This is a genomic window from Roseibium aggregatum (assembly GCF_017309185.1).
GTDB lineage: Bacteria > Pseudomonadota > Alphaproteobacteria > Rhizobiales > Stappiaceae > Roseibium > Roseibium aggregatum_B.
The window spans coordinates 518,268-528,524 of record NZ_JAEKJZ010000003.1 but is presented as its reverse complement, the minus strand read 5'-3'; the positions used below and the strand labels follow the sequence as shown (position 1 = coordinate 528,524).

Sequence of the window (10,257 nt, the reverse complement as noted above, 5' to 3'; positions counted from 1 at the left end):
CGCAGGGCTCTTGATTTAAATATAGGGATGGCGTGAACAATGACGCTCACTCCAAAACAAGTTCAGGATCTGGCCCGGTTATTAGCCGGCACCTTGAGCAAGGACGATCTTGAAGACATCGTGGAACTCAGCACCGGCGACGGCCTCTTCGAATTCTGGGTCGGCGAAGGAAAGCCGCTGCAGCGGACCATTCAGGATTTTCTGAAAGAGACCGAACTGGAGGGAATTACCCGGGAATTTCTGGCGGAGGTCTACCGGAAAAGACCGAACCGGAACGACGTTCGCATCGAAATCGCCCTTCTGTTTCCGGAAATCGTCGACCTGGCCAGTCAGGCCCCTCCCGAATTTGCCATGCAGAGGACCGGGGTTGCCGAAGCTTCGGTTTCGTCGGGGAGCTACGCTCCCGGGCTTCAACGGGTGATCAAGCCGCACCTTCATCACCAGAACATCGGCACCTGGGCAAAGAACCTTCTGAGAGTGCAGCGGCGGGTCTGCCGGGTCGAAATCGGCGGCGCGGCAGCGGGCACCGGGTTTCTCGTCGGGCCCGATTGCGTGCTGACCAACTGGCATGTCGTCGAGCATGCCAGCACCGAGCAAATCGACTGCCGCTTCGACTACCAGGTATTGGCCTCTGGCGGGCGGGACGAGGGAGTTGCCGTGTCCGTCAGCGGCAATGCTCCCCTCGCCTTCAGCCCTTATGCGAAGGCCGAGAAAACCGAAACGCCTGACGATCCGCCGCCGACGGCCAACGAACTGGATTTTGCCCTGCTGGCGCTCGACCGGCCCATCGGCAGCGAATTCGTTGCCGGCGAGGAGCGCGGATGGATCACGCTTCCCGCCGAAGAAGCAAATCTGCGGACCGGAGATCCGCTGATTATCGTGCAGCACCCGGACGGCTTGCCCATGAAACTGGCGATCGACACCGAAGCGGTGCTCGCCTCACCTGTTCCGGAGCGGATCCGATACTCGACCAACACGCTGAACGGGTCGTCCGGTTCCCCGTGCCTGACGATGGAATGGGCCCTGGTCGCGCTGCATCATCTCGGCGACCCGGCTTGGGGCACGCCGGTCTTCAACCAGGGCATTCCCGCGCATCTCATTCGCCAGAAGATCAAAAGCGCCGGCAAGGAAAGCCATCTCGGCTGAAAGGATGGGCCATGTTTTTCGAAACCCTGGATTCAAGCGCTTTTGCAACGGCAATAACCTACAAGCTGACAAAAGAAGACCTGAAGATCGTCCTGGAAGCCTTGTATCCCAAGGAGGGTGTCTACGCGAAAGTCTATGCGGACGGTCAGTCGGAATACAAGTTCGCTCAGGAATGCATCAATTACTTCCTGCGTCACGGAACCATTGCAGCCTTTTTCATGAACCTGGCGCGGCTGAGCAATGTCGATGAAGACCTGCGCGCGACACTTGTCGACAAGATCCGGACAGAGAGCCGGAAAATGCAGGATGTCGCGGCGGCAGTGCGCATGATTGCGGAAACGCTGGACGCGCACCGGAACCAGGAACCGTTGCAACAGGCGATGCAGCAATATCTTGGGCGCTTCGTGGCCCATGTTGCCGGCTCCCTCCATCATCCGGGCGTGCTCAAGGACCTGATTGACCTTGCCGGCGATCTGGATCGCCTGCTGCAAAATTTCAACGGGGAAGCGCCTGCCGGACCGGCGGCGGCCGATGACCCGGCAATGGAGATCGCGGACCGTCTGAAGCGGATCAAAGAGAAGCTCGACACGATCTGCAACGGCGACCTCGACCCCCGGCATCGGGACGGCCTCGACAGAGCCGTCCAGATTTTCAGCAATGCCGTTCAGACGGGCGACAGGGCCCAGCTGCAAAGCGCCGCCAATGTGGTGAACTATATGCTGAAGCCGCTGACGGGTCTGCTTCTCCTGCCCGTCCTGCAGCATTCGCACTGCGTTTCGTTCGAGCACATTGCGGTCATCTTGCGCTATGTCGCCCTGCAGACCGATCCGTTCAAGCGCCCCATGCTGAACTGCCGCGGCATCGTGTTGCACAAGGGGGATATCTACACCCGCTGGCTCGACGCGGTGAAAGACCTCGATGCGCTGATCGACAGAATTTCGCTTCAGGACGGACGCAGAAACGACCGCTGGCTCGTCGCGGCGGCCACGGACTGGCCCGTATCGCGGACCATGGTGCGGACCCTTTGCCTTCTTGCCGCCGAGGACACCGGCACGGAAGCCGGTACCCGCGACGAAGAGGACCGGCATGCCGCCGTGGAGGAAGCGAAGCTGCGCGCGGAGGCCGGGCTGCCGGGTGCTCTGGAAGATCTGCGGGACAGGCTGCTGGACTACCGGGATTTTGCGACAAAAGAAGCCGATCTGCAGGCGGTGAAAGTCGCCGCCGAACTGGCGGGCCTCGCAGGACTGAACGCCATTCTCGAAAACATTCAGCAGACATTTCACTGACGGCGGGCCATCGTATGTTCAAATCCACCGACAACAAGGCGCTCTTGGGCCTAGAAAAGGAACATGCCGCGCTCAAGCGACAGGTCGAGACGGCCAAGCCTGGCAAGGAGGCCGATCCCGCACTCTTGAAAAAAATCGAAAGCCTGATGCAGTCGCTGATCGAAAGCGGCTCCGGGTTGCGGCGCGCGCGGGATCGCGAATCCGCGCAGGCAAAGCTTGACTACTGGTCGGCCCAGCTTCTTTTTCTCGCGCCGACACGCAAGCTGACGGCAACCCTGCCCCGTATCGCGCCTTACGAGGACCGGCAAACCCCGCCGGCGGGCGAAGGGCCGGCACCGTCTCAACCTCTCGTCCCGGCACCGGACGACGCGCCTTCCGCGCCTTCCGACCTGGACCTGCAGCCCGGAGATAGCGATCAGGAAGAAGAAGAGGTATCCGCGGAAACCCTTCGGGACAGCCGCGAACTCATCCGGCTGAGTTCCTTTGCCCGCCAATGGCGCACCAGGGGCCGGTCCAGGGACTATCTCATTCGCGGAAAAGCACTCCAGACGGCGATCGATGCCGGCTATGGCCGGCGCGACCCCGATATCGCCTCCTACCTCGATGCGAGCAAGGCCTATGACCAGAAGATCAAGAGGTTCAAGTACGCCTTGAGCCTCTTCGGTGCAATCCTCCTCGGTTCCGCGCTAACCTACGCCTCGTGGGGGGAAATTGACGCCATTCTCGTGCACTCTCTGAACCGCAACGAAATCGAACGGGTGGTGGCCAAAGCGGACCCGGCGGATCTTGAGGCCGTGGCCAACCGTGTCGCCGCTCTCAGGAAACTGAAGGACATCAAGTCGATCGATCTCTTCTCCGGAAGAACGATCGATTATCTCGACCTCTTCTACGAGGAAGTCGACTTTCCCATCAACCTGACGGAAGCCAGGCTGATTGCGCTGCAGATGCAGGGTATCCGGCGTCCCGGAGCGCCGGAGCTGACATTCGCGCGCGCCTCCCTCCAGGATGCCCGGTTTCTCAACGCCACATTGCTCGGCGCGATCTTCGACGATTGCGAGATGACGAGCACCCACCCGGAGCCGCAGGGTTCCGGCTATAATTTTACGTCGTTCAAAGCCGCCGATGCACGGCAGGCGAGCTTCACGGGATGCAAGATATCGAACGCCTTTTTCCAGAGCACAAATCTCGAGGGCAGTCATTTTGACGGCACGGAGATTGTCGGCACGAGCTATGTCGAGGCCAATCTCAGGAATGCCAGTTTCAGGGGCGCGGACATCCGGGATACCGTGTTCGACTACGCCGACGTCACCGGCGCCAACTTCGATGGCGCGGTCGTCACCCTCCACGAGCCCTTGTTTGCCTGGTGGACAGCCCACTGGGACGAAGAGGAGTTTGAGCGCCTGAACACGGACTATCCGTTAAAGCAGATCCTCGAAAACGAACAATTTGCCAAATACCGGGCAGCACAGGACCTGGAAAAAGGGCTGGACGTTCGGCGCGCGCTGACACTCTACGAACAGATCGACATCACCGGCGTTGCCAAATACGACAAGTCTCTGCTGGAAGACCGGCTGGTGGACGCCCGCAACAGCTGGGCCTGGTCAAAGGCGATCAACGGTGCCGTCTATGGCGTTTCGGCGGGCGGAGATGCCGAGAACATCGCCCGCGAGGCGCTTGCCATGGCAAAGACACCGCATTCTGTCGCCAATACGCTCGGTTATATTCTTTTGCAGAAAGGGCGCTACACGGAGGCGGTGACGGTCTTTCGGGAGTTTCTGACCATTGACCCTCGTCAGTCTCCTCCGGTTCAGACGAAAAGGACTGAGCAGGGCAGCGTCGTGCCGATGGATCCGAAATGGCTGTATTATTTCTGGGCGGCCCTCAAGGGAAACAGCGACCCGGAGACGGGCGATCCCGAAGCGACAGCGCTGGTCGCAAAAACCATTTGCGAAACCGGCCAGGACAAGCTCTTCAAGCCAACGCACGAGCGTGTGCTTCTCGACATCCCGCTGAAGTTGGATTGCAAATAAGGCTTCAGCGCGCGTAGAGGCAGCTGTTGTTCGGGCACGGGCTCGCTTCAGCTGTGTTCTTCAGGGCACCGCCGAAAGACACCGCAATCGCCAAGACAGCACAGACCGTCGCCATACGAATGAGGCTCAGATTTTTAAACTTTCGCAGCATCACGTAATCCTTTCGGCAAGATTATAGCGAAAAGTGCATTTCGCTTCAAGAATGCAACCTTTCGTCGTTTCGATATCCTTCTAGCGCCCTGAACCTGAATCATTGCTGAACGGTCACGGTACAATTGAGAAATCTAAAGTGAGTTTGCAGCAAACGGTCGCTCTTAGGGGCGATTCTAAAATGTTTGAAGCGGGGTGCGAAGCTGCTGTTCATTGAGACGGTGCCCGAAGGCAGATCAGGGCAAAAAGTCCCCGCACCTAGTTGCAAATGCGATGTCCGCTTTGCTGATCCAACTGCGAGAACCGGACTGTCGGCTTACGGCCCCAAACCGGTCCGGTCGAATGCACCACTATGCTGCCAGCAGCCGCGAGAACAATCGGAGGCTATAGCGTATTTCCGGTCGGTGTGTGGATTGACGGTAGCGGTCCTCCGCTACCAATTTTCTCAAGTTTTTGCAGCTATCTATTTTGCAGGTTTCTCGCCTGACAGGGCGGCATGGTACCAACCTGCAGCTTTAAAGGGCTGTCGATCGACAGCCCTGACTGCAACGCCAAGTCATACGTTCCGTGGTCTCGGCTGTAAAAGCCGACGAGCAATGTGCCGCACTTCTCTTTCCTGATCGCTGGCTTCCGACCTTTGTAAGACCGAGGATCTTCAACTGTGTAAGGAAGACATATCTTCTTCCCAGCCACCACGGCCTGGGCGAGGGCAAGAAAACCGAACACTTCTGCTGGTACACCGGCGACACGCGCGAAGGCAGTTCCGGCGCGCCTGTCTTCAACAAATACTGGGAAGTGGTCGCCCTTCATCACAAGGCCGTGCCGAAGACGAATGTCAATGGCGAGGTGATCGACATCAACGGCCGCACCATGAGCGAGGAGCGTTACAAGCAGTTTCCCGAATTGGTCGACTACGCGGCCAACGAAGGCATCCGCGCTTCGCGCCTGCTGCAGCGGTTGCAACAGGCGACATTCGATAAACCCGAACACGAGGCCAAGCGTGACCGGCTCCTGAAACTCTGGCAAAGCCGCGAGGCCCGTTCCCTCCGGCGGCGGCTGCAATTCGTCTCCAACGAGGCTGAATAGGGCCAGGTTCGAGCTTTCAGGAAAGGGCGGTTCCGGGAGGAACCGCCGCTCAGGACATCACTTCCTTGAGCGCAATCCGCGCGCTGCCCTTTCCGGAAAACGAAACCGCGTGGTAGTCGCGCACGATCGTGTAGGGTTCCTCGCCGCTGATGTGGCCGATCAGCTCTCCATCCCTGAAAACCGGGGATTGGTACAGAAAGATCGAACCTTCCAGGTATCCGTCTTCGATCCGGCCGCGGGCAACATCGACCGAAACAATCTTGCCGTTGCCGTCGACATGCACCCGCTCCCTGTCGGAGGGGACGATTGCGACCGTCTCGTCGATCCGGAGCATGTGATCGCTCCGGTCCGGGTCCTCGAAACAGTCGAGCGCGACACCGGCCACCAGTTCCGTCACGCCTCGCACGGGAAAGATCGAATTGTGGATCACCGCACCGGTGAGCCTGTTGTTGCCGCTGGAAAAAAGCAGGCTTCCCCGGTCCTCGCGCATCCGGACGAACTCCGTGTCACCCATCGCTATCTCGCCGGAAGACGTCAGGGCGATCAGGCCGGCATCCGCATTGCCGTTGGCTTCCAGCACCGAGGCGACCGCATCCTGTACCGGCGTGCCCTGCCTGAGGGCATCCAGAAGCCTGACGTTCGGGGCGACCCCGCCACCGGCGCTCACGTTCGGCAACCGGTGGCCGGTGATCAGCGCGACACCCACTTCGCCGGGAGTGAACTGGGCGAGTGGCTCCGGCCGGTTCGGGCCGCTGGACATCAGCACCGCGCGCTTGGCCGCCGCCAGTTCAGCCGGCGGCTCCGCTCCGCCGAAGAGCGTCGACGTGCCGCCGTCCTGCGTCTGCGCCCGCAGCAGCCGGCCGTCTTCGGTCAGGGCCGCATAGCTGACGAAGCCGCCGACGGCGCCGCGGCCGATCTTTTCGACGGCGGCCAGCGCCCTGAATATCCCGAGACCCGCATTGGGTCCTGAAAGCGCGATCCCGATAGTCATGAGGCCGCCAGATGAAATTCGGAGACCGGCAGCAGTGGACCTTTCGAAAAGGCGGACCGGTCGGTGACGGTCAGTTTGCCGCGTGTCCGCTGGGGATCGGGGATCGGGATGGCATTGAGAAGTTCGCGGGTATAGGCGTGCGCGGGGGTCTTGAGGACAGCGTCCCTCGGCCCCACTTCGACGATCCGCCCGTGCAGCATCACCGCGATCGAATGGCTCATCTGTTCCACGACCGCGAGATCGTGGCTGATGAACAGGTAGGACAGCCCGAGCCGCTGCTGCAGGTCGAGCATGAGTTCGATCACCTGCGCCTGAATGGAGACGTCGAGCGCCGATGTCGGTTCGTCCGCCACGATCAGCTTCGGCTCGACGCCGAGCGCTCTTGCAATGCAGAGCCGCTGACGCTGTCCGCCGGAAAACTCGTGTGGATAGCGGCGCATCTGGTCGGCTGTCAGCCCGACCTGCCTGAACAGGGCTTCGGTCCTGTCCTGAAGTTCCCGGCCGCTGGCGATGTTGTGAATGCGCATGGGCTCGGCCACGAGCCGGTCGACGCGCATGCGCGGGTCCAGGGCGCCGTAGGGGTCCTGGAAGATCATCTGCATCTGTTTCCGGCTCTTGCGCAGGAGCTGCGTTCCGAACTGGCGGATATCCTGTCCGTCCATCAGGATTTCGCCTGAATCGACTTCCATCAACCTCAGGATGGCGCGCGCGGCAGTGGATTTTCCCGACCCGGATTCCCCGACCAGCGCCAGCGTTTCGCCGGGCGGAATGGAAAAGCTGACCTCGTTGAGGGCGTGCACGTCGTGGCCCTTGCTGCGGAAGGTCTTGTTGAGATCCTTTGCCTCGACAACGGGCGCGCGGGACCCCGCCGTCGCATCCGCTTTCGGCGGGACGTCCGACGTGCCGATTTTCGGAACCGCGGCCAGAAGCTTGCGGGTATAGGAATGCGTGGGGTTTTCAAAGAGCCCTGTGACCGTGCCTTCCTCCACCCGTTCGCCCTGCTTCATCACGATGACCCGGTCGGCGGTCTCGGCCACGACGCCCATGTCGTGGGTGATCAGCAGCATGCTGGTGCCGAACTGGTCCTTGAGCTCCCGCATCAGTTCCAGGATCTGTGCCTGAACGGTCACGTCCAGCGCTGTCGTAGGCTCGTCGGCGATCAGGATTTCCGGCCGGTTGATCAGCGCCATCGCGATCATGACGCGCTGCCGCTGTCCTCCGGACAGCTGGTGCGGGTAGCGTTTCATCATGCCGGAGGGATCGGGCAGGCGGACGCGGTCCAGCATGGTGACCGCAAGTTTTTCGACATTAGCCGCCCCGGGGTCGTGTGCCTGCACAACTTCCGTCATCTGCCGGCCGATGGTCAGAACCGGGTTGAGCGAGGTCATCGGCTCCTGGAAGATCATCGAGATGCGCTTGCCGCGAATGGTCCGCTGGTCTTCTTCCCCAAGGTGCAGGAGGTCGCGGCCATCGAACATCGCCGTCCCGTTCAGGATCCGGCTTGTCCCCTGAGGCAGAAGCCCGAGCAGGGCCATGCTGGAGACGCTCTTGCCGGAACCGGACTCGCCCACGATGGCAAGGGTCTCGTTGGCGTTGAGATAGTAGGAAAGGTTGCGGACCGCCGGCGCCTGTTCCGCGCTGCGGCCAAATCCGATGGTGAGGTTGTCAACAGTCAGGATCGGGCTACTCATGCGTCATCGCCTGTTTGTCTGGCGGGGATCGAGAATCTCGCGGACACCGTCACCCAGGAGGTTGAAACCCAGTACCGTGATCGCGATCGCCACGCCCGGGACGATCATCATCCAGGGCGCCCGGGAAAAATAGTCCCGGCCGGCGGAGAGCATCCAGCCCCATTCCGGCGACGGCGGCTGCGCGCCGAGCCCGAGAAAGCTAAGGCCTGCGGCAGCCAGAATGGCGGTCGATACGCCAAGCGTCGCGACGACGACCATTGTCGGCAGGATGTTGGGCAGGAGATGCAGAAACAGGATTCGGGCATGGCCGGCGCCCGCGGCAACGGTCGCCTCGAAATAGGGCTTGTTCTTTTCCACCAGCACCGTGGAATAGCAGATGCGCGCATAGAACGGCATGGTGGCGATGCCGACGGCGATCATCGCGTTTTTGAGCGACGGCCCGAGAATGGCGACGGCGGCAAGCGCGATCAGGGTTTCGGTGAAGGAAAAGACCACGTCGACGAGACGCATGACGACGCGTTCGGTCCAGCCGCCGGCATAGCCGCCGATCAGTCCGATCGTCAGTCCGACCGCGAGCGCGATGCCGACCGCGATCGCCGCGATCAGAAGCGTCAGGCGCGAGCCGTAGATCACCCGTGAATAAAGGTCCCGTCCGAATTCATCGGTACCGAAGGGATAGGCGAAGCTTGGCGGCTGCAGCCGCCTGCCGGCCCCCATCATCTGCGGATCGTAAGGCGCGATCATCGGCGCGAACAGGGCGACGACAATCAGCGTCATGACGATCACAAGCCCGAGCACGGCGCCCCTGTTCGACATGAACTGCTTGAGTTTGAGCATCGTTTCCGAAGAGGTTCCGCCGGTGACCGACGCGGTTTGCAGGGACATCAGCTCAGCCTTACTCTTGGATCGAGAACCGCGTAGAGGAGGTCCATGATCAGGGAAACGGTCACCACGAGACAGGCGAAAATCAGGATGAACCCCTGGATCAGGGGATAGTCGCGCTGGAAGATCGCCTGGATGGCCAGGCGGCCGATACCGTTCCAGGCAAAGACGTTCTCCACGACGATGGCTCCTCCCAGCATGTAGGTGAACTGGAGGCCGAGCATGGTGACGACCGGAATGAGCCCGGCCATCAGAACGTGGCGGTAAAGAATGGTGCCCTTGTGAAGGCCCTTCGCCCGCGCCGTGCGCACGAAGTCCTGATTGAGAATGTCGATCATGGATGAGCGGGTCAGACGGGCGATGATGCCGGCATTGGCAACGCCGAGCGTGATCGCGGGAAGCACGAGGGAACGCCAGTCCTCGCCGGCAACCGGAAGCCAGGCCAGGTTCACGGCGAAGACGAAAAGCAGAATCAGGCCCAACCAGAAATGGGGCATCGAGACGCCGATCAACGCGGTGATCATCAGGCCGGTGTCCACCGCAGTGCCGCGCTTGTAGGCGGCGAAGAAGCCGAAGACCACGCCGACAAGCGCCGCGATGACGAGACTGACGCTGGCGAGCAGGAGCGTGTTCGGCAAGCGGCCTATCAAAAGGTCCAGAACCGGCTGGTTGCCCCTGATGGTCTGGCCGAAGTCTCCCTGGACGATCCGCGAGACGAACATGCCGTATTGCACCCAGATCGGCTCGTTGAGGCCGAGCCGGGTCCGGATCTCTTCGAGCTGTTCGGGGGTGGTGCCCTGTGACTGGGCATACATGATCTGCACCGGATCGCCCGGAACGATATGGATCAGCATCGCGACGGCAATAGTCGTGATCCAGACCGTCAGGAGCGCCGTGCCAATTCTGTGCGTCAGATAACGAAACATCTAGCGGACCGCCGATTGTCGCTGCCGGAAAACAGGGAAACGGCGGCACTCCGGTTCGGAATGCCGCCG

General features: G+C 61.1%; 8 protein-coding genes. 4 read left to right on the top strand and 4 right to left on the bottom strand.

Annotated elements, in window-relative coordinates; all coding sequences use genetic code 11:
- Positions 1 to 39 precede the first annotated feature (39 nt).
- From JF539_RS17570 to JF539_RS17555, 4 genes are all read left to right on the top strand, one after another.
- On the top strand, positions 40 to 1,146 hold the full coding sequence (locus tag JF539_RS17570; RefSeq protein ID WP_207141991.1) for a trypsin-like serine peptidase: 1,107 nt from the start codon (positions 40 to 42) through the stop codon (positions 1,144 to 1,146).
- Positions 1,147 to 1,157: 11 nt separating this feature from the next.
- Positions 1,158 to 2,432, top strand: coding sequence for a hypothetical protein (locus JF539_RS17565; protein ID WP_207141990.1), 1,275 nt, complete (start codon positions 1,158 to 1,160; stop codon positions 2,430 to 2,432).
- A 14-nt stretch (positions 2,433 to 2,446) separates the two neighbouring features.
- Positions 2,447 to 4,462 carry a pentapeptide repeat-containing protein gene (locus tag JF539_RS17560; protein ID WP_207141989.1) on the top strand — a complete coding sequence of 672 codons (2,016 nt, stop codon included), beginning with the start codon at positions 2,447 to 2,449 and terminating at the stop codon, positions 4,460 to 4,462.
- 717 nt (positions 4,463 to 5,179) lie between these two features.
- Positions 5,180 to 5,698 carry a hypothetical protein gene (locus JF539_RS17555; protein ID WP_207141988.1) on the top strand — a complete coding sequence of 173 codons (519 nt, stop codon included), beginning with the start codon at positions 5,180 to 5,182 and terminating at the stop codon, positions 5,696 to 5,698.
- 49 nt (positions 5,699 to 5,747) lie between these two features.
- Here JF539_RS17555 and JF539_RS17550 read toward each other — a convergent pair whose 3' ends face one another.
- Genes JF539_RS17550 through JF539_RS17535 form a run of 4 tightly spaced genes read right to left on the bottom strand, consistent with a single transcriptional unit; the run spans position 5,748 to position 10,188 of the window.
- A complete protein-coding gene (locus JF539_RS17550) occupies positions 5,748 to 6,689 on the bottom strand; it encodes a DUF6963 family protein (RefSeq protein WP_207141987.1) in 942 nt (313 codons plus the stop codon).
- Positions 6,686 to 8,380, bottom strand: coding sequence for an ABC transporter ATP-binding protein (locus JF539_RS17545; protein WP_207141986.1), 1,695 nt, complete (start codon positions 8,378 to 8,380; stop codon positions 6,686 to 6,688). The genes JF539_RS17550 and JF539_RS17545 overlap by 4 nt, the downstream gene beginning before the upstream one ends.
- A gap of 3 nt (positions 8,381 to 8,383) precedes the next feature.
- Positions 8,384 to 9,265, bottom strand: a complete 882-nt coding sequence (nikC, locus tag JF539_RS17540; protein WP_207141985.1) for a nickel transporter permease — start codon at positions 9,263 to 9,265, stop codon at positions 8,384 to 8,386.
- The gene (locus tag JF539_RS17535; RefSeq protein WP_207141984.1) at positions 9,265 to 10,188 is read right to left on the bottom strand and encodes an ABC transporter permease; all 924 of its coding nucleotides are present in this window, start codon (positions 10,186 to 10,188) and stop codon (positions 9,265 to 9,267) included. The genes nikC and JF539_RS17535 overlap by 1 nt, the downstream gene beginning before the upstream one ends.
- Between the last annotated feature and the right edge of the window lie 69 nt (positions 10,189 to 10,257).